Annotated in this window: 27 protein-coding genes; 23 read left to right on the top strand and 4 right to left on the bottom strand. The window is 56.8% G+C overall.

Going from position 1 to position 18,546, the window contains the following annotated elements:
- Window positions 1-4 precede the first annotated feature (4 nt).
- The 4 genes from J3P92_RS16700 to J3P92_RS16685 form a co-directional block, all read right to left on the bottom strand.
- Window positions 5-202: a hypothetical protein gene (locus J3P92_RS16700; protein WP_434606838.1), complete on the bottom strand. Its 198-nt coding sequence runs from the start codon at window positions 200-202 to the stop codon at window positions 5-7.
- A complete protein-coding gene (locus J3P92_RS16695) occupies window positions 199-390 on the bottom strand; it encodes a hypothetical protein (protein ID WP_165887379.1) in 192 nt (63 codons plus the stop codon). The genes J3P92_RS16700 and J3P92_RS16695 overlap by 4 nt, the downstream gene beginning before the upstream one ends.
- Complete coding sequence (locus J3P92_RS16690) at window positions 387-812, bottom strand: hypothetical protein (RefSeq protein ID WP_434606835.1); 426 nt, start codon at window positions 810-812, stop codon at window positions 387-389. The genes J3P92_RS16695 and J3P92_RS16690 overlap by 4 nt, the downstream gene beginning before the upstream one ends.
- 750 nt (window positions 813-1,562) lie before the next feature.
- Window positions 1,563-2,378 (bottom strand): LexA family transcriptional regulator, encoded by an 816-nt coding sequence (locus tag J3P92_RS16685; protein WP_434606832.1) that lies wholly within the window; start codon window positions 2,376-2,378, stop codon window positions 1,563-1,565.
- Between the two features lie 109 nt (window positions 2,379-2,487).
- On the opposite strand from J3P92_RS16685, the gene J3P92_RS16680 reads away from it, so the two are divergent.
- From J3P92_RS16680 to J3P92_RS16570, 23 genes are all read left to right on the top strand, one after another.
- Window positions 2,488-2,682 (top strand): Cro/CI family transcriptional regulator, encoded by a 195-nt coding sequence (locus J3P92_RS16680; RefSeq protein ID WP_434606829.1) that lies wholly within the window; start codon window positions 2,488-2,490, stop codon window positions 2,680-2,682.
- 30 nt (window positions 2,683-2,712) lie between these two features.
- Window positions 2,713-2,919: a hypothetical protein gene (locus J3P92_RS16675; RefSeq protein ID WP_030141993.1), complete on the top strand. Its 207-nt coding sequence runs from the start codon at window positions 2,713-2,715 to the stop codon at window positions 2,917-2,919.
- A gap of 19 nt (window positions 2,920-2,938) precedes the next feature.
- Entirely contained in the window at window positions 2,939-3,139 is a 201-nt protein-coding gene (locus J3P92_RS16670; protein WP_434606826.1) for a hypothetical protein, read from the top strand.
- Window positions 3,140-3,246: 107 nt separating this feature from the next.
- On the top strand, window positions 3,247-3,390 hold the full coding sequence (locus J3P92_RS16665; RefSeq protein ID WP_434606823.1) for a hypothetical protein: 144 nt from the start codon (window positions 3,247-3,249) through the stop codon (window positions 3,388-3,390).
- Window positions 3,387-4,292 (top strand): helix-turn-helix domain-containing protein, encoded by a 906-nt coding sequence (locus tag J3P92_RS16660; protein ID WP_434648339.1) that lies wholly within the window; start codon window positions 3,387-3,389, stop codon window positions 4,290-4,292. The genes J3P92_RS16665 and J3P92_RS16660 overlap by 4 nt, the downstream gene beginning before the upstream one ends.
- Window positions 4,279-5,079, top strand: a complete 801-nt coding sequence (locus J3P92_RS16655) for a hypothetical protein (protein WP_434606819.1) — start codon at window positions 4,279-4,281, stop codon at window positions 5,077-5,079. Before J3P92_RS16660 ends, J3P92_RS16655 begins: the two co-directional genes overlap by 14 nt.
- Entirely contained in the window at window positions 5,076-5,546 is a 471-nt protein-coding gene (locus J3P92_RS16650) for a hypothetical protein (RefSeq protein ID WP_434648336.1), read from the top strand. Before J3P92_RS16655 ends, J3P92_RS16650 begins: the two co-directional genes overlap by 4 nt.
- The gene (locus J3P92_RS16645) at window positions 5,543-5,764 is read left to right on the top strand and encodes a hypothetical protein (protein ID WP_434606815.1); all 222 of its coding nucleotides are present in this window, start codon (window positions 5,543-5,545) and stop codon (window positions 5,762-5,764) included. Before J3P92_RS16650 ends, J3P92_RS16645 begins: the two co-directional genes overlap by 4 nt.
- Window positions 5,761-6,336, top strand: a complete 576-nt coding sequence (locus J3P92_RS16640; RefSeq protein ID WP_434606813.1) for a recombination protein NinG — start codon at window positions 5,761-5,763, stop codon at window positions 6,334-6,336. Before J3P92_RS16645 ends, J3P92_RS16640 begins: the two co-directional genes overlap by 4 nt.
- Complete coding sequence (locus tag J3P92_RS16635; RefSeq protein WP_434606810.1) at window positions 6,333-6,878, top strand: hypothetical protein; 546 nt, start codon at window positions 6,333-6,335, stop codon at window positions 6,876-6,878. Before J3P92_RS16640 ends, J3P92_RS16635 begins: the two co-directional genes overlap by 4 nt.
- A gap of 1,958 nt (window positions 6,879-8,836) precedes the next feature.
- Window positions 8,837-9,169 (top strand): phage holin, lambda family, encoded by a 333-nt coding sequence (locus J3P92_RS16630; protein ID WP_434651146.1) that lies wholly within the window; start codon window positions 8,837-8,839, stop codon window positions 9,167-9,169.
- Between the two features lie 301 nt (window positions 9,170-9,470).
- Window positions 9,471-10,094, top strand: coding sequence for a putative metallopeptidase (locus J3P92_RS16625; protein WP_434648334.1), 624 nt, complete (start codon window positions 9,471-9,473; stop codon window positions 10,092-10,094).
- 32 nt (window positions 10,095-10,126) lie between these two features.
- Complete coding sequence (locus J3P92_RS16620; protein ID WP_434648332.1) at window positions 10,127-10,588, top strand: DUF2280 domain-containing protein; 462 nt, start codon at window positions 10,127-10,129, stop codon at window positions 10,586-10,588.
- Window positions 10,575-11,876 (top strand): terminase large subunit domain-containing protein, encoded by a 1,302-nt coding sequence (locus J3P92_RS16615; protein ID WP_434606804.1) that lies wholly within the window; start codon window positions 10,575-10,577, stop codon window positions 11,874-11,876. Before J3P92_RS16620 ends, J3P92_RS16615 begins: the two co-directional genes overlap by 14 nt.
- On the top strand, window positions 11,873-13,291 hold the full coding sequence (locus tag J3P92_RS16610; RefSeq protein ID WP_420765720.1) for a DUF4055 domain-containing protein: 1,419 nt from the start codon (window positions 11,873-11,875) through the stop codon (window positions 13,289-13,291). Before J3P92_RS16615 ends, J3P92_RS16610 begins: the two co-directional genes overlap by 4 nt.
- Window positions 13,266-14,351 carry a minor capsid protein gene (locus J3P92_RS16605; RefSeq protein ID WP_434648329.1) on the top strand — a complete coding sequence of 362 codons (1,086 nt, stop codon included), beginning with the start codon at window positions 13,266-13,268 and terminating at the stop codon, window positions 14,349-14,351. The genes J3P92_RS16610 and J3P92_RS16605 overlap by 26 nt, the downstream gene beginning before the upstream one ends.
- A gap of 151 nt (window positions 14,352-14,502) precedes the next feature.
- Window positions 14,503-15,231, top strand: a complete 729-nt coding sequence (locus tag J3P92_RS16600; RefSeq protein ID WP_434648326.1) for a hypothetical protein — start codon at window positions 14,503-14,505, stop codon at window positions 15,229-15,231.
- A gap of 11 nt (window positions 15,232-15,242) precedes the next feature.
- Window positions 15,243-16,190 carry a major capsid protein gene (locus J3P92_RS16595; RefSeq protein ID WP_030141972.1) on the top strand — a complete coding sequence of 316 codons (948 nt, stop codon included), beginning with the start codon at window positions 15,243-15,245 and terminating at the stop codon, window positions 16,188-16,190.
- 52 nt (window positions 16,191-16,242) lie between these two features.
- The gene (locus tag J3P92_RS16590) at window positions 16,243-16,551 is read left to right on the top strand and encodes a hypothetical protein (RefSeq protein ID WP_434648323.1); all 309 of its coding nucleotides are present in this window, start codon (window positions 16,243-16,245) and stop codon (window positions 16,549-16,551) included.
- A 4-nt stretch (window positions 16,552-16,555) separates the two neighbouring features.
- On the top strand, window positions 16,556-17,059 hold the full coding sequence (locus J3P92_RS16585; RefSeq protein ID WP_030141970.1) for a DnaT-like ssDNA-binding protein: 504 nt from the start codon (window positions 16,556-16,558) through the stop codon (window positions 17,057-17,059).
- A gap of 3 nt (window positions 17,060-17,062) precedes the next feature.
- Entirely contained in the window at window positions 17,063-17,428 is a 366-nt protein-coding gene (locus J3P92_RS16580) for a hypothetical protein (RefSeq protein WP_434606794.1), read from the top strand.
- Window positions 17,425-17,847 (top strand): HK97 gp10 family phage protein, encoded by a 423-nt coding sequence (locus J3P92_RS16575; protein ID WP_434606792.1) that lies wholly within the window; start codon window positions 17,425-17,427, stop codon window positions 17,845-17,847. Before J3P92_RS16580 ends, J3P92_RS16575 begins: the two co-directional genes overlap by 4 nt.
- Window positions 17,844-18,260 (top strand): phage tail terminator-like protein, encoded by a 417-nt coding sequence (locus J3P92_RS16570; protein ID WP_434648321.1) that lies wholly within the window; start codon window positions 17,844-17,846, stop codon window positions 18,258-18,260. Before J3P92_RS16575 ends, J3P92_RS16570 begins: the two co-directional genes overlap by 4 nt.
- Window positions 18,261-18,546: the final 286 nt, after the last annotated feature.

Genomic DNA, 18,546 nt, shown 5'->3' with positions numbered 1-18,546 from the left:
CTGGTCATTTTGGCCGAACCCTTACAGCGATTCGCCGGCCCTGCATGGTTGCTGTGAGGCGCCGTGGGAGATCTGCGACGCGCTCGTCACGACTCCGTCCGATCACCTCATTGAACGGCATGCCATAGCCGATGATGGCTATCCTGCGCTGGATGTCATCCAACTGTTCATCGATCAGTGTTTTTACCGGTGCGGTGCTCATTGCGCCTCCTTGCGCTTCCGACTGATCTTCAGCAGGCGTGCGCTGTAGTGATGGAATTCTTCGGGTGTGATCCCGCCTGACGTGAAGTGGCGGACAATCAGGCCCTCGGCGAGCGTGTCGTCTAAATCTTTGCTTTCAGACTCTTCGAGCGCTGCTAGGGCTTGGTCGATTGCGATGTGAGGACTCACAGTTCGTTGTCCTCTGCTTGAGCAATCAATGCGTCATCAGCCAGGGGCTCAAGTAGCGTTTGAGCGATCTCGCCGCGCTTGCCCAACGGGTGGTCGCTCGGGCCAAGGAGCTCAGCGATCGCGTTCTTGTCGGGTCTGCCATTGTCCAGAGAGAGCATCAACCAACCCAGCGCCGGAGAATGCACCTCGCAGTCTGCGAGCCGGTTGTTCACGTGCTCATCGATAGCCAGAGCGAGCTGAGCCCTGGTTACCGTCCGAGGCCGGCGCATACGGCGATGGACTTTAACGTCCACTCCAGCCAGCAGACTTTCGACGGCGTTGTACAGCCACTCGGCTCGTGCATTTTCCCAGGTGTCCTCGCTAATCATCGAAGGCGACTGGACGATTTTTAATGGTTGGCTGATTTTCAATGCAGCGGTCATAGAGGCCTCCGTCTGGCGAGGTGTTGAACTGAAACCTGGCTGCGGGTAGGCAGCGCGAGGAGTAGCTAGGAGCGCGCTGTAGAGGGCGCGCCGGATGACTTTTCAGTTGTTTTCCCAATGCACCCGGAGGTCCAGGTGCATCAGTGAAAAAGCTGTATCGCTCGCGCCTCCTACCGGGTCATTCGCCAGTTCGGTCAGCACCTCGTCCGCCGTCGCAGTTCTGCGCGTTGGTAGCCGTTCGGGGCTATCGGATCGCCGGTCGCCAGTAGTCGCGGCGCGATTTTGTTCACCTGACTTCCTCTCGCCCCACAGGTGTGGCCGGGGCTGACCTCCCAGCGTTGGCTGGGTAATCGTTTATGGCGCGCGTTATTAAAGAGCGGCGGGTCTCTTCAGGCCCTGGCGAGTCGTTCACGTCTCGCCGAAGTAAAATTACCGCCGGTAATGTTGGTAGTCAATACCTCCGGTAATGTTTTTTTGATTTCCACTTGGCTCCCTACTGAAGCGCAGTCGAAGGGTGGGATGTCTGTAGAAGGGTCGGCTCGCTCCAGCGTGATTACCGTGTGTTTTATGGGCGTCCGGAAATTCGACTCGAATGATTCGGGCCACCAGGAGGATTGCGAGCGAGAAACTGTTTGGGTAGGGGAGCTGCCAGACACGAAAAAGCCCGCCGAGGCGGGCTTGTTTCCGATGCATCAATTTCGATATTCGTTATTGAGCTATCGGCGTCACTACCACTGGTTGCCGGTCGGACTAAAGATCTCCGCCTCGCCAGATGACCTTGCCGATGATTCGATGTTCGTACGCATCACTGCCGGTGAACACCCGATCAGGGTGGTCAACCTTGTTCTGATTGTCACTTCGGATGATCCAGTCGCCACCAGGCGATTTCACAAGACGTTTCACGATTGCCTTTTCGCCGTGCGCCAAGACAAAAACCTGGCCGTGGATTGGTTCGACTATGGACAGGTCTACCAACAACACATCTCGGTGATTAATCGTCGGCCACATGCTTTGACCGTCAGCGTAAATCACGATCAATTGCTCGGGCTTCAGGCGCTTAGCTTTTAGCCATTTTCGCTTGAAGGCAAGAGTGGATCTGATTTCTACGTGCGGGTTCTCGCTTCCCAAACCGGCCGCAGCTTTCGCATCGTATTGCGGGATGAAGGCATAGTGATCGTTTCCAATATCACCCTCAGCGGGAAGAGGGGAATTGCTACTAGGTGGAGACTTCACATTCGGCGGCGTGTCTGTACTGAGACGGCTATTGTTCACCGTCGTCGGATCCGACGTCATTGACTCGAGCTGTTTTGCTAGCTCGGGGCTGAATTCAGAAACAGGTACCTGGAGCATCCTGGCGAAAACCACCGCCGCCTTAAGGCTCAGGGCGGTACGGCGGTTCATGAAATGACTGACTGCTCCTTGTGTTACGCCATCGCCTAGTTCGGCTGCGATCTTTTCCTGAGTCAGTTTCAGGGACGAGCGCTTGCGCTGAAAGATCTCCTTCAGGCGGTCACTATCTTCCAATTGCCACTCGGCAAGAGGGAGTCTTCGAGAGTCTTTAGTCATTCCCAAATCATATTACCTGCGGTATTCAAGCGACCAATATCGCCGGTATTGACCGAAAACAATACCGGCGGTCATACTATCCCCGTATACCCAACTTGAGGGCGCATCCATGCGTCATTTGACCCTTGCTGAATTCGCTGAAAAACACGGGCACACCAAGGCTGCCGAGCTTCTTGGCCTCACGCAGGGTGGGCTTAGTAAGGCCATCCGTGCTGGTAGGCACGTCACCGTAGCGTGTCATGACGACGGCACTTATTCCGCTATTGAGCGGCGCCCATTTCCTTCACAGAAATCAGCAGCCTAATCCTCCCCACAACTAAGGAGTTTTGCACCGATGGGATTTAAAGACCCCCTCAACCAACGCAGAGACATCGCTCGCAAGATTCGTCTCTATCCGCTCTTGGATCGGCAACTGCAACGTGCCGCCGACAAGAGCCGCCGCGAGTACGCAACCTACCTATTCGAGATGCTTGAGTGGGCCGCCGTAAACGGCGCCATCGAAGCACTGATGCCGGAGGATCTGAAGGATATCGCGGGCTAGAGGCCCTCAGGAGGGCACGATGCAATTTACTGAAGAGAACGTGCCGCCAGAGATCCGAGCCAAGGTTCATCGACTCATGGAAGCAAGAGGGTGGACGTTCGAAGAGGCGGTGAACGAGATCCTGCTTGAGGCAATCGCCTCAGGCGCAACGGCCTTCGTTGGAAGGCGTAAAGCACCGATTTTGACTCTGGTGGGACTGAAGAGGCCCTCAACTGGATAGTTTGAGGCCCTCACTTAGGGCCTGAAGAGGGACTCACTTTCCTCCAGACGTAAAAAAACCACCGGACAGGGTGGTTTTTAACAGCGGTACAACAAGAAGCAGAGCAAATGATGCGCTATCCAAATCACTCGATCAATACCCCGGCCAATGTCGCGACACATATTGGCGGTGACGAAAAGGTGTCGCGTAGAAACCTGAACAGTGGCTTGCGTCCGGTTACCCAACGCCGGGCATTGCGAGGTGCAGCGTGAGCATGGGACTTATGGTTGCCGCGATGAAGATTCGTGTTGGCAATCCGTTGCGCAAACTGGTGCTTATCAAACTGGCCGACAACGCCAGTGACCTGGGGGAGTGCTGGCCTTCGTACCAGCATATTGCTGATCAGTGCGAGATCAGCAAGCGCTCTGTCATGAACCACATAGCCGCGCTCTGTGCTTGTGGTTTGCTGCGCAAGGAAGTCAGAAAGGGTGGCCCAAAGGGAAACTCTTCAAACGTCTACTACCTCACCATAGGTGGTGAACCTCCTGCACCAGGGGTAGTGCAAGAAATTCACCAGGGTAGTGCAGCAGATGCACCCCCTAGTGAATTTGCTGCACCAGGGGGTAGTGCAGGAGCTGCACCCAGAACCAGTCACTCTTTTGAACCAGTCAATGAACCGGTCATTGAACCAATTGCGACCCAGGCTGCGGCCAAGGTCGCGAAGGGCCAAATCGTTCCGTTCACTCCCCAGCAACCGCGGTGCGAGATTCCCGCCGACATGCCAGGGCCAAAAGACCAGTCCTGCAAAACCTTCAAGGCTTGGGCGAACTACGCCATGGCCTACCGCAAGCGGTACGACGCATGGCCGGTGTGGAACGCCAAAGTCGCAGGGCAGGTCGGCAAGCTGGTTGACCGCCTTGGGGCCGATGTCGCTCATCACGTCGCCGCGTACTTCCTGACCATCGACGACTCGCGGCTGATCAACGGCTGCCACGGCATCGGTGACCTGCTCACCAAGGCAGAGGCCTATCACACCCAGTGGATGACCAACCGCCGGATGAACCTGACCACGGCTCAGCAGATCGAGCGCAAGCAGGCCAACCTCGCCGCCGGCCAGGACGCTGCCCGCCGGATCATGGATCGCGAAAGGAGGAAAGCCAATGAGTTCATGTGAGCGCATGACCTCCGACCAGATCGCGCAGCTGGCCCTGGCAATCACCGCCACTGCCGAAGTGCTTGGTCAGGCCCTGACCGCAGACGCGGCTGAAATGATGGCTGACGATCTTTCGGAATACCCCGTCCCGGTGGTCGCCAGTGCTCTGAAATCCTGCCGACGTGAGCTGAGCGGAAAGCTGACCTTGGCCGCCATTCTCCAGCGCGTCCAGGCTGCCGACGGTCGTCCTGGCAAGGACGAAGCCTGGGCCATCGCGATAGCCACCAGTGATGAGTTTGAGACCGTGGTGCTTACCGATGAGATCCAGCTCGCCCTGGCCGCTGCGAAGCCTGTCCTCGACGCCGGGGACAAGATCGGTGCCCGGATGGCGTTCATCAGCGCTTACGAGCGTTTGGTAAGCCAGGCCCGTGAAGAGGCCAAGCCGGTTAACTGGCATGTCTCTGTGGGATTTGACGCGAGCCGTCGAATCCAGGCAATCACCAAGGCGATGCAGATGCAGCGCATACCGCAGGAACGGGGACAGAGGTATCTCGCTGACCTGAGCGTTGAACCGATTACCGAGGACGGACGCGCCTTGGCCGGGTTGATCACTGGAGCAGTAGCCCGACCGGCGCCGAAGCTGCGCGAAAAGCTAGGAATGGTGAAGAAGTCGATGTTGAAAATGCGGGCGGCAAACGCCGAGAAGCAGGATGAAATGCGGATTGAGGCAGCAAGTGAGTTGGCGGATCGCCGGGCATTGTTGATGCAGCAAGTCCAGGAGTTGGAAGCGAGGAGGGCGGCTCAATGACCGACAGAATCAGCGTAAATTGCCAATCCAAACTCACCGAGGCAATCACCAGCCTGACCACTATGTACCGTGAGAAGAAGTATGTGGTCGTGTCCCTCCGCCCAGGAAAGGACCGGACGTTGGACCAGAACGCCCTTTGGTTCGCGATGTACAAGCGGATTGCAGAAATGACCGAGATCGGCGATGCGGCAGACGCTCGTCGTTACTGCAAGCTGCATTTTGGCGTGCAAATCCTGCTCAACGAAGACGCCGGCTTTCAAGCGGCGTGGTACCGGGTTGTGCGTCACCTGCCTTACGAGGAAAAGCTCGCAATGATGGGCGACCACAAGTTGTTCGGTCCTGACGGCTTTCCAGTGACCAGCCTGTTCAACCGTGCCCAGGGCATCGCCTACACGGATCGCATCGCCACGTATTTCACGCGCCAAGGCGTGGTGTTCTCCGATTTGCTGAGCGAGGAGGCGGCATGACGACTTTCGAGGAAATCAGCCGGTGCCCAGCTGCCAACCACCGATTCTGGTCGGAAAGGGCTCGTTTCAATCTTGCCTGCTATCGATACAACGGAGCGAGCTTGGCAGATCGCCGATTGGAGCGCGCCGGGCTCCTCAGGAATATGGCTCATCGCCGGGCGCAGACATACCTGATGCGGATGGAGGCGCCGATGGACCAATTCGAGGTGGCTGCATGATTGCAAAGCAGCCCAAGCCGAAGAAGTGCAAGAACCCTGCATGCGGCGTCAGCTTTCCGCCAAGACGTTTAGGCCAGGTGGTATGCAGCCCGGCATGTGCAGTCGCTTTGGTCCAGGTCAAACGGGAGCAAGAACGCAAGTCACTGGCCCAGCTAGAGCGCCGAGCAATCAAAGCCGCCAAGGAGCGAATCAAGTCACGCTCTCAGCACATGAAGGAAGCGCAGGTTGCGTTCAATGCCTGGGTTCGACTGCGCGATGCAGGCCTTCCCTGTGTGAGCTGTGGCCGGCACCACAACGGGCAATGGCATGCAGGTCATTACCGCACAGTTGGAGGCAGCCCCGAGCTTCGCTTTGAGCCGCTGAACGTCTGGCGTCAGTGTGCGCCGTGCAACAACCACCAGTCCGGCAACATCGTGAACTATCGAATCGAGCTGGTGAAACGGATTGGCGAAGAAAAGGTGGCTTGGTTAGAAGGGCCTCATCAGCCCCGCAAGTACACCATCGAAGAGTTGAAGACCATCAAGGCCGAGTATCGAGCAAAGGCCAGAGAACTGAAGAGGGCCGCAGCATGACCTATCGCAACGTTATTTCCGCAGTCGTCCGGGCGCTGGCCGCCGAAACCATCAGCTCAGCAGGGGGATGCGACTTTGAACCTAAGGTGCAAAACGGCAAGCATGTCGGCGAGATGGTGGGGAGGGACGCTGCGTTTCTCACGGACTGTTGGGTATTCGGGCGGCTGCATGGATCTCTTTCTTCCGCGCATTGGCGTGTGTTAGTGGCGAAGTTCTCGACTCACACCGAGCGCAAACACACCGCCATCGCTGAGCTGACAAAGACTGTGCGCTCACCAGCACCTGAGCGATTTAGACATTGTGCGATCGTTACTTGGGCGTTACCCAAGCCAGCTGGAGTCAGTGGCAAACGTTCGACAACCGTGCTGCCAGCAGCGTGGTACGAGATGGATAATTGGTCCGAAGAGCCTCATCCGATCAAGACGCAGGAGCGGTGGCGGAGGGATATACGTAAGGCGCTGGAGCGCGAAGTTGATGAGGCTTTAGTTGCTGCCCAAACGCTGTTGGATGCAGAGGGACTTATTGAAACAAAAGCCGCTTGACTTGATTTGAGCCAATGAGCCATTATTTACCCATCCTGCCGGTCCTGCGTACTGATAGGAGTAATAGGAAGAGCCCAGCCACAGTGTTGGGCTTTTTCGTTTCTGGCAGGTGGCGCCTAGCGGTGGGCAACCCGATTTGAAACCGGAGCTGCTAGAAGCGGAAGGGGTTCGACTCGCCTTTCGCCAACTTGCGCTGACTGAGATCGCGCTGGACGCGCACGAATCTTGAAACCGGCCAAGCGCCATTCTTATGCGCCAAGATTACCCAAATTTTCAGATTCACTGACTTGTCACGCTGGTCAGGACTTTGATGGCCTAAACCGATGGTTGGCCCAACATTTGTCAGGCGGTTCCCCAAGCCGCGGCGGAGACGCATTAAAGAAAAGCAGCCCGACGCCGATACTATGGTTCGTCCGAAACACAGCCGGTTAGCGGGAGAAAATGAGAGAAGAGTTTGAAGCTGTACGTAAGCCCCATGAGCTCGCTAGATCCAAGCATGGCTATCTAGATGCAGCAACTGAGCGTGAGTGGGTCCTCTGGCAAAGGGCTTGGCATGCTGCAATGTCAGTTAGATGCCCAATACTCTCGCAGAAACCAGATACTGCGAATTTGACTGAAGAAGAAATCGATTTCGTCAAAAAGCTATTTGAATAGTTTACTGAACCTCCTCTGTAAAGCAGGTCGAGCACTATCGAGGATCTCTGCATCCGCAGAGGCCTTTTCGTTTCCGGCTCCACCACACCCATTGCCCTGATGGGAGTACCGTTGGGGCTGACTTACACAGAGTCCCCATCACTTTTGCTTCGGCAATGCGCAAATTACGGGGACTCGTTCGTACCTGTATCCCGCTGGCCGTCTCCAAACGGCTTGTATATTTTTGGAGTAACCCTGGACTCAGTCGAGCTCGCCATAGGCCCAGCCACTTGGTTGATCGGTGCGGGGAACCTGGTACTCGGTAGTTCCCTATGGTTAAGCTTGGCGCCTGCAGAACTTGTATCGAGGTCAGTTACGCTACGCGGCTGAAATAGACAGCGGTCTGAAACCGCCGCGGGAGTTGTACTGGCCGGCTGATCAAGAGACGTTCTCGCATCAGCTTCGGAACGTTCACTAGAGGTCGGGGCACCAGCCGTGTAATTCTCGTCTAGCCACGCTACCAACTGCACTGCGCGATAGGGTGGTCGCCCTGGAGCCGCTTCCAACCGTAGCGCAATGCGTTCCCTGTTCATGTCGTTGACTTGGAATCCACGCAGAACAAGATATTGATCAATAAAGTCTTCGACATCCCACGCCTCGGTGATCGAGGCGAAGATGCCCTCGATCTTTCCCGAGTAGCGCTTTTTATCTGAACGTTCCCAAGGCATGATCTAGACCCTTAATATCAGAATGATACTGTGGTGGCGTGCGGTGTGCTTGGCAATATTTCATTCTCGCGAGCGATTACTGGCCAATGACGGCTGAAGAAAGATCACCTGTCCTCGCCATGCCCTGCGCAGCTAATGTGTTGGGTTTTGCGTACCGAGGGGAAAGATTCCAGCGGACATTTGAGACTCCATGGCTCCGTGCTACTGTTCTAACAGCTGACAAGAGTTGAGCGTGCAACATCACGCTGAAAGATACGCCACATGCTATCGCTGCGAGTGTCCAGGCATCGCCATCACTCATCTGGCCTGCAGTGTGAAGCGTGACCCTTTTTACGCCGCCGAACACATAGTGGATCTCGTAAGTGTTAAGAGTTTGCACCTCAGCTGGCTCCTATTCGGCAGTCGCTAGCCATGCTTAAGTTTCTGACCTATTAGGGTTTTTACCGCTCGACCGCTTAGGGGCCGACGCGCTCAGAAATAGATTGCGCAAACCAAAAAAAATTCAGTGCGGCCGCCTTTCCGCATAATCACTAGTCCCTGATCAGCTCGGCCTTCGCCGAGTTTCGTATATATCCCCCCGAAAGGGAGGAAGCTGAGATACCGAAGATGCCAGACAAACCAGACATTGGGGCGATAGCGCTTGCGTGGTTGAGCCAGCATTCGCCAATCCTCTATGCGGCTGCGTTGTCCTGCGCTATGGCCGTCCTGCGAATCACGTACGGTGGTGGCACAAGGCGCCAGATGATCGTAGAGGGCGCCATCTGTGGCTGCCTGGCCCTGACGATCATCAGCGGGCTTGAATTTTTCTCGCTGCCCCAGAGCATGGCGACATTCGTCGGTGGCTGGGTTGGTTTCCTTGGGGTGGAGAAGATCCGCTCCATTGCTGACCGGGTGACTGATTTCAAGCTTCCTGGCCGCAAGGCCGAGTAGCGCGCTACACGTTTAGCGCATCAGCAAATTGTGTCGCGACATGGGTCAAAACCACTACCAACTGGTGTATTGATCATGAAGCTGCTTGAGAGCGCCCTGATATAAGGAGGCATTGAGTTTAGACCTGAGCCTTCGCATGACGTCCTGAGCGGTAGAGCATACCTTCTCGGTGTTTCTCCCGGTTCGCTCCGCCCATGCAGATGCTGCCTTCAATACAGCTGTTTCATCAATGCATTGGGTCACCTGTTCATTTCCTTTTTGAACACAGCTGATCTTAGTTGAACGGGCGGGATGGGAAGAAATGAATCGACCAATGCCGCCAGCAGCTTTACTCGACCTGTCCGATCTTCCCGGCCTAGGAATGCGCCTGGTCCCTGCGCCAGAAGTGTGGGAATGGCTCCAGGCAGAGATCCTTGCCAACACCGGTAGCATTTACACTTCAGACCATGCCCACCTATTGGATGCAGACGTCCGGGTTATGTGGGCGTCGTCGAGCCTCAACAAGCAGGGCCGCACAGTCCTGGGCCAGGCCGAGCTAGTGGCGTTCCGTGCCGGTGGCTGGCAGAAGGCCCGGATGGAGCAGCAGATGCGTGATTGGTTCGGCGATGTGCCGAGCTTCATCATCACCTTGGCCGCCGATTACTGCGCCCAATGCAGCGATCTAGAGTTCTGCGCACTCATTGAACACGAGCTGTATCACCTAGCTCACGCGACCGACAAATACGGTCAACCAGCATTCACTCAAGACGGGAAGCCGAAGATCAAGCTTCGAGGCCACGACGTGGAAGAGTTCGTAGGTGTGGTCCGCCGCTACGGCGCTACGCCTGACGTTCAAGCTCTGGTGGATGCTGCAAACAACCCTGCTGAGGTGGGGAAACTGAACATAGCGAGGGCCTGCGGAACCTGTCTCCTCAAGTCGGCCTGACACTTGACCAGACTTTGACGGAATAAACACCTATGGCAGCCCTGAAAGATGAGGTAAAGCGCTTCATTGTGCAGTCCCTTGCCTGTTTCGATACGCCAAGCCAAGTGGCGCAAGCAGTCAAGGACACCTTCGGACTCGAGGTAAGCCGGCAGCAATGCGAGTTCTACGATCCCACGAAATACGCAGGGCGCGACTTAGCGCTGAAGTGGCGGACGGTGTTTGAGGACACTCGCAAGCGCTTCAGAGAAGAAACGGCAGAGATCCCCATCGCCAACCGAGCGTTTCGCCTTCGCGCCTTGAATCGCTTCGTGGAGAAGGCCGAGAGCATGAAGAACATCAGCCTCGCGATGCAGATCCTGGAGCAGGCTGCGAAGGAGACGGGCGATATGTACGTCAACCGCTCGCGTAAGGAGGAGCCGGACGACGAGCCGGCGGTTCCCACTCGTATCCAGGTGGACGTGGTGAATGCGAGGAAGCCGAATGCCGAGCCTTAACGTTCCCCAGGCTCAGTTCCTCACGTTGCCCAACAAGTTTCGCGCTTTCGTTGCTGGATTCGGTTCCGGCAAGACCTGGGTGGGTTGCTCTGCACTGAGCAAGCACTTCATGGAATGGCCGAGCGTAAACGCTGGCTACTTCGCACCGACGTATCCCCAGATCCGAGACATCTTCTATCCGACCATGGATGAGGTGGCCTATGACTGGGGACTTAAAACCAAGATCAACCAGGCGAACCATGAGGTTCACATCTACAGCGGTCGGCAGTACCGGGGCACCGTGATTTGCCGGTCGATGGAGAAGCCTCAAACCATCGTGGGCTTCAAGATCGGCCATGCGCTAGTGGATGAGCTGGATGTGCTGTCGTCAGTTAAGGCGCAGCAAGCTTGGCGAAAGATCATCGCGCGGATGCGGTATAGCGTTCCTGGGCTGAAGAACGGGGTAGACGTCACGACGACGCCAGAGGGCTTCAAATTCGTCTATCAGCAGTTCGTAAAGCAGCTTCGCGAGAAGCCGGCGCTGAGCGGCATGTACGGCTTGGTCCAGGCGAGCACATTCGACAATGAGTTGAATCTGCCAGACGACTACATCCCGTCGCTGATGGAGTCGTATCCCGAGCAACTGATCAGGGCCTACCTGAACGGCCAGTTCGTAAACCTGACATCCGGCTCGGTGTACCACGCTTACGACCGGAAGCTGAACCAATGCTTCGACACCGTACAGCCTGGAGAGCCTCTGTTCATCGGTATGGACTTCAACGTCGGCAAGATGGCGGCGGTTACCCACGTCAAACGCGACCAGGGCCTGCCCAGAGCAGTCGATGAGCTGATAGATGGCTACGACACGCCGGACATGATCCGCCGCATCAAGGAGCGGTACTGGGAGCACAACGGTAACGACTTCAGGAAGACCTGCGAGATCCGAATCTACCCGGACGCCTCCGGAGATTCTCGCAAGTCGGTCAATGCCAGCATGACGGATATCGCCATGCTCAAGCAGGCCGGCTTCACGGTCATTGCTCCCGCAGCTAATCCACCAGTGAAAGACCGGATCAACGCTATGAACGCCATGTTCTGCAACGCCCAAGGCGAGCGGAGGTACTTGGTTAATCCGGTCAAATGCCCGACCTATGCCGACGGACTGGAACAACAGGTTTGGGCAGCCAATGGTGAGCCTGACAAAACACAAGGAAACGACCACGCCAACGACGGCGGCGGTTACTTCATTCACCGCGAATACCCGATCGTTAAACCGGTCACTTCAATGAAAATGGGATACGCCCGATGAGCAACGACGTCTCCTTCAAACGTGCGGATTATCTGGAGGCATTGGACCGCTGGGCGACCGTACGCGACGTCTGTGCCGGCCAGCACCGAGTAGTGGATCGTTTGCCGTATATCAACGCTCACGACAAGTCGCCGGAGAACGTTGACCGAAACAAGGCTTATCGCGAGAGAGCCGTGTTCAAGAACGCGACCGGGCACACGCGCAACGGGCTACTCGGTTTGGCGTTCCACAAAGACCCGACACTGACCGTTGCGCAGAAGCTTGAGTACCTTCAGGACAATGCCAACGGCTCCGGCGTCAGCATCTATCAGCACTCCCAAGGCACGCTAGAAAAGGTGCTTGAGGCTGGCCGGCATGGTCTGTACGTCGATTACCACCCCGATGATGGTATCGGCGGTCGGGCGGTCATTCTCTCGTACTGCGCCGAGGACATCATCAACTGGCGTACCGGCATGGTGAACGGTCGCAGTGTGCTCACCTTGGTTGTGCTGCGGGAGTGGCCCGAAATCGAAGATGGTTTCGGCTTCAAAGTGATCGAGCAATATCGAGAACTGGTCCTTGAGGCGGACGGTTTCGTCTGTCGTGTATGGCGAAGATCCGGGCCAAAGGGAGGCGGGCCGCTGGTTGTGATTGAGGAGTTCAAGCCTGCGGGCGGTAACGGACGCCTGAAGGAAATCCCGTTCACCTTTGTTGGTGCGCAGAACAACGACCCTAGCATTGACGAGTCGCCCCTGTACGACATCGCCATGATCAACCTCGGCCACTATCGGAACAGCGCTGACTACGAGGACAGCGTCTTCTGGTGTGGACAAGCTCAGCCCTGGATTTCCGGCCTGGATGAGCAGTGGCGCGATTGGATGGAGACGAGCGGCGTCTATGTCGGTTCCCGCGCTCCGATGATGCTGCCAGTTGGTGGTGCCTTCGGCTATGCGCAGCCACAGCCGAACACGCTGGTGAAAGAGGCGATGGCCGACAAGAACCAAATGATGATCGAGCTCGGTGCTCGCATGGTTGTGGCGTCGCTCACAGCCAAAACAGCGACTGAATCCCGGGGCGACCAGTCTGCATCGACGTCGGTCCTAGCCGGTTGCGTGGCAAACGTCAGCGAAGCCTATACCCAGGCGATTATGTGGTGTTGCCAGTACATGGGGGTAAGTGATGCGAAGGTCAGCTATCAGATCAACCAAGAGTTCGTCGAGCTGACGGCTGATCCTCAGATGATCACCGCGCTGGTTGGTCTATGGCAGAACGGCGGCTTCGCCAAATCCGACCTACGAGCCTATCTCCGCAAATTGGGCCTTATCGCACCTGAGCGCACCGATCAGCAGATTGACGGGGAGCTGCTGGAGCAGGCCGATGGCCTTGGCCTGGATGACGAGGAACAAATAAATGGCGGCAAACCAAGCGATCCTTGATGCCACGGTCCGTCACGCAGTCTTTCTCGAAAAGCTAAAGGCAGGGGAAGTCGGCAAGTTTGCTCCGTTCCTCCAGGAGATTGACCGATCGATCCGCGACCGGCTCACGCGTAGTGACCTGTCCGAGTACAACGTCAGGCGTCTGGAAGCCCTGCTCAAGGAGGTCGATAGCCTGTTGCTGGGCATATTCGATCGCTTCAGCAATCAGCTGAACCTCGACTTGGTGGATATCGCCAATTACGAAGCCGAGTTCGAGGTGACAAGCCTTGCCAGATCGGCACCGGTCGGCGTGGCTTTAGACGTGGTTGCTTCGACAGCGGCTGCGATTCGTACAGCAGTGCTGACAAACCCTCTCAGCGTGCGCGGCACGGGTGGCGGAAAGCTGTTGAAAGCCTTCATCAAGGGTTGGACTGCGGCTGAGCGAGAGCGCGTCACTGGCGCGATACGCCAGGGCTTCTTCGAAGGGCTTACGAACTTCCAGATCATCCGCAACATTCGCGGCACCAAGGCGACGGGCTACAAAGACGGCATTTTGGCGATCACCAATCGAAACGCGAGCACAGTGGTACGCACAGCGATCCAGCACGTCTCGTCGCAGGCGCGCATGGAGGTGGCACGGGCCAATATGGACGTCGTGACGGAAGTCGAAATGGTTGCCACGCTGGACAGCAAGACAAGTCAGCAATGCCGATCCATGGATAAGCGGCGCTTCCCGGTCGATTCTGGGCCGCGTCCGCCGTTCCACCCGAACTGCCGAACCACATTCATTCTGCTGACCAAGCTCAGTGAAACCTTCGGTAAGAGCGCTACACGGGCCGCTGTGGGTGCGGACGGAGCAGGGCAGGTCAATGCAAGCCTCGACTATTACCATTGGCTCCAGCAGCAGCCTGCTTCGTTTCAGGACGTGGCGTTAGGACCGGCGCGAGGCAAGCTCTTTCGTGAGGGCGGTCTGACCATCAAGCGTTTTGCGGAGTTGCAGCTAGATCGCAACTTCGCGCCTATGACGCTGGCCCGCATGAAAGAGGTGGAGCCGCTGGCGTTTGAAATGGCAGGTCTTTGAGGTAAGGAGGCGACGTCCTTGTTCGCCTGCCTTCATCTCGCCAAGTGACGGCAGTCGGATCTCACTGCCCAAAAATAATCAACACGACCCGCTCTAGCGGGTTTTTTTACGCCTGCGAAGCGGGCTATACGAACCCAAGGGGTGCCTCAACGTGGCAGAAGAAAACGAAATCGACCTGGAAAATCCGGCAATCAAGGCCGCTATCGCGACTGCCGTGGAAGCCTCTGTGACCGGGTTGAAAACCAAGAACACCGAGTTACTGGGCAAGCTGAAGGAAACCACCAAAAAACTCAGCCAGTTCGAAACTCAGTTCGAAGGCCTGGACATCAACGCGGTGAAGGGGCTGTTAACCAAAGCCGGCGAGGATGAAGAAACGAAACTCCTCACCGAAGGCAAGATTGACGAAGTCTTTTCCAGGCGCACGGAGCGCTTGCGTGGCGACTTCGAAAAGCAACTAAAGGCGGAAAAGGAACGTGCTGACAAAGCCGAATCCTTCGCGAGCAAGTTCCGGGACAAGGTCTTGGGCGACTCCATCCGTTCTGCGGCCATCAAGGCTGGAGCGCTTCCTGAGGCAGCGGAGGATCTGATTCTGCGTGCCAAAGGGCAGTTCACGCTCAATGAAGAGGGCGAAGCAGTTGCGATCGATAAGGAAGGCCAGGTCATCCTTGGCAAAGACGGCAAGACCCCTCTGACGCCGCTCGAATGGGCGGAATCCTTGCGCGAAAGCGCACCTCATCTGTGGCCTAGGGCTTCAGGAACCAATGCCCCGGGCGGGGGTAGCGGTAATGCCGCGCTGAAACGCTCCGAAATGACGCCTTCGGCCAAGCGTGAGTTCATCACGAAGCACGGCCAGGACGCCTACCTGAAATTGCCTAAATAATGGAGTAACCCATGCCGACTACCGTCAACACGGACATGATCGTTTACAACGATCTTGCTCAGACCGCCTACCTGGAGCGCATCCAGGATGTGATCGATGTGTTCAACGCGTCTTCCAATGGCGCTCTGGTGCTGGATAACGAGCTGATCGAAGGTGACTTGCGCAAGCGTGCTTTCTACAAGCTCGGCGGCTCCATCGCACACCGTGACGTCAATTCGACTGCAACGGTGGCCGGCCAGAAGATCGGCTCTGGTGAGATGGTCGGTGTGAAGGTGCCGTTCAAGTACGGTCCTTACGAAACCACTGAAGAGGCGTTTAAGCGCCGAGCGCGTTCCCCGGAGGAGTTTTCCGAACTGGTGGGGATTGACTACGCCGATGCGGTTCTCGAAGGATACATCCAGTACGCGATGGCAGCCCTGAAGGCTGCTATCGGTGCAAATCCGAACATGGTTGCCACTGCCAGCTTCGCCACCGATGGCAAGAAGGCGCTGACCAAAGGCATGCGCAAGTTTGGCGATCGCTTCGGTCGTATTGCGTTGTGGACCATGGACTCGGCGACCTACTTCGACATGGTCGATCAGGCCATTACCGAAAAGGTCTACGAAGAGGCGGGTGTGGTCATCTACGGCGGCCAACCTGGAACCATGGGCAAGCCCGTTCTGGTCTCGGACACGATCCCAGCGGAAACCATCTTCGGCCTGCAAGCCGGCGCGATCAAAATCACCGAGTCTCAAGCTCCGGGCTTCCGTTCGTACCCGATCAACACCCAGGAAAACTTGGCGATGGGCTTCCGCGCCGAAGGGACATTCAACCTGGACCTTCTGGGTTACAGCTGGAATGACTCTACCGGTGGTGTGAACCCTAACCTGGCTGCTATCGGAACCGGAGCTAACTGGACCAAGTACGCCACCAGCGACAAGGTTACCGCAGGCGTCTTGATCGACCTGTCCGCGCCTTAAAGGCGTTCACCTTTAGCCAGCGGCCTGTAACGGGCCGCTTTTGGAGAGCGACATGGAACTTACTTATTCGGCACAAACCAGGGACTTCGATCTGGACAAGCGTTATCGCAACCCCGTTTATTTCGAGAAGCCGGAGTCGGGCGTAACGAAGGTCACAGTGATCGGCGATTGGCCGGTCGTCGTCGATGCCTACAGGACCGCCAAGGTTCAAGTGGATGTTGTCGAAGCCGGTGGCGCAGTGGAAACAGAGCCGGCCAAAATGGGAGTGGCGGATCTGAGGAATTGGCTCACTGCCCAGGGCATTGAGTTCGATCCGAAGGCGCCGAAGGCTGAAATCGTAAAACTCATTCCTGCGAGCTGATTCCATGACACTCATCATCGAGGACGGCACTGGTAAGCCTGATGCCGAAAGCTATTCGAGCGCTGAGGATTTAGTCCGTTACGCCGCGAAATTCGGCGTCGCCATCCCTGCGGATACCCCCGCGCAAGAAGCACTGCTTCGCCGGGCCGCCTTGGCGATGAATGGCATGGCCTGGAAAGGGCAGAAGATGTCTAGCGATCAGGCCCTGGCGTGGCCGCGCCGGGGTATTCAACTGGATTGTGAGATCAAGCCGAACGACTACCTTCCGGCGCGCATTCCTTACGGCCAAATGGCTCTCGCAGCGGAGATTCATCGCGACGACATCGATCCTATCGAGACGCGCAAGGGCGCGGTTATTCGGGAGCGGGTCGAAGGCGCCGTCGAGACTGAGTACGCGACGATTTCTAATACCAGCGGCAGGCTGCTTCCGGCTGCTCCGGATAGGCCAAGCCGCACGCAATTTGCGGACTACCTTCTCAAACGTGGGTTGTTCGCCGTAAGGGCTTAGCCGATGAGCGAGTTTTACGACCGGATGGCAGCAACGGCCTTACGGCTGATCACACAGTACGGCCAAGCAGTTACGCTGCGCGATGTTCAGCCTGGCGAATACGATCCTGACAATCCGGAAGGCGCGGAGGTCGTCCTCGAGCAAGTATCCCAGGGCATCCTGCTCGATTTCACCGGCTTCGAGTTTCAAGCCGACACCCTGATAGTGCGTGGCGACAAGAAGCTGAAGATTGCGGCGGTGGGCTTGGATTGGAAGCCGAAGCCAATGATCACAGCCGAGATCCAGGGGAATACCTGGACGGTGATCAACGTTAAGGAGGTCAACCCAGCCGGCACGCCGCTGATATACGAATTGCAGGTCCGTTCATGAACACTTACGCAGGCCGGCGAGGCAGCTTTTCGCTCCAACTGGCCGAGTTTGCCAAACAGGCCCAAGAGGCGGTGGACGCTAGCCTTCGCGAGATCATCATTGAAATCGGTAACTCGCTGATTCGAATGTCTCCGGTAGATACCGGGCGATTCCGTGGTAATTGGCAGATGTCCATCGATGCGCCATCGGAAGGGACGCTAGGAGCGCTTGATCCGACCGGAGCGACAGCTACGGCACGCATCGCAGAAGGATCGATTTTCTTCCGGGCAGGAACCACCGCGTTCATCGTGAACAATTTGCCTTATGCGATACCGCTAGAGTACGGCCATTCCGACCAAGCTCCGGGGGGAATGGTGCGAATCACTCAGGCGCGTTTCCAGCAAATTGTCCTGGAGGCCATCAGGAACCATAAAGTATGAGCCACAACATCATCGCTGCAGCGTTGGAGTCGCGCCTGCTTGCCTGGGCCAAGGCTAGAGCCAAGCCAATGAAGGTCGTGGTGGAGAACGAGGCATATACGCCAGGCGCCGCCGAGACGTATCTCCGAGCCTTCACGCTGCCGTCAGTCACGGCCAGCAACACGCTAAGCGGCGATCACCGCCTCTATACCGGCGTGTTTCAGGTGAATATTGTGACGCCGTCCGGGAAGTACCGGACCGAGGCAAGCAGCATCGTGGATAAGTTGGCGGCTTTGTTCCCCTTGAATCTGCGAGTTGCTCGTGCCGGATTAGTCGTGTCAGTGATGACGCCGGTTGCGCCCGGCCCAGGGATTCCAGACGGCAACAGTTTCACGGTATCTGCTTCGTTCCAATATCGGTCCGACACCTACTGAGCGACGTCGCGCTAGAATCATCTCTGAATAGACGTAATCGGGACTCCTCCATGGATGATGCAACGAAGGCGCGCCTACAGTGGCTGGATGAGTCAGCCGACGATCATGGTTGGAACAACCGTGAGGAGATCAACGCTAGCGAAAAATGCATTTGCAGCGCCTGCGGCCAATGGTCGAAACCGGACCAAATCACGAAGTGGCACAACGAGAAACACGCCTGTTGTCCTCATTGTGGGCTGACCGGTGTTGTCGTTGGCTCCGCATCAGGACTGCCCCTTGAGGAATA

This window comes from Pseudomonas sp. D3-27 (assembly GCF_051132165.1).
In the GTDB taxonomy this organism is placed as follows: Bacteria; Pseudomonadota; Gammaproteobacteria; order Pseudomonadales; family Pseudomonadaceae; genus Aquipseudomonas.
Note: the sequence above shows the minus strand (reverse complement) of the source record. Positions and strands in the feature narration are given on the sequence as shown.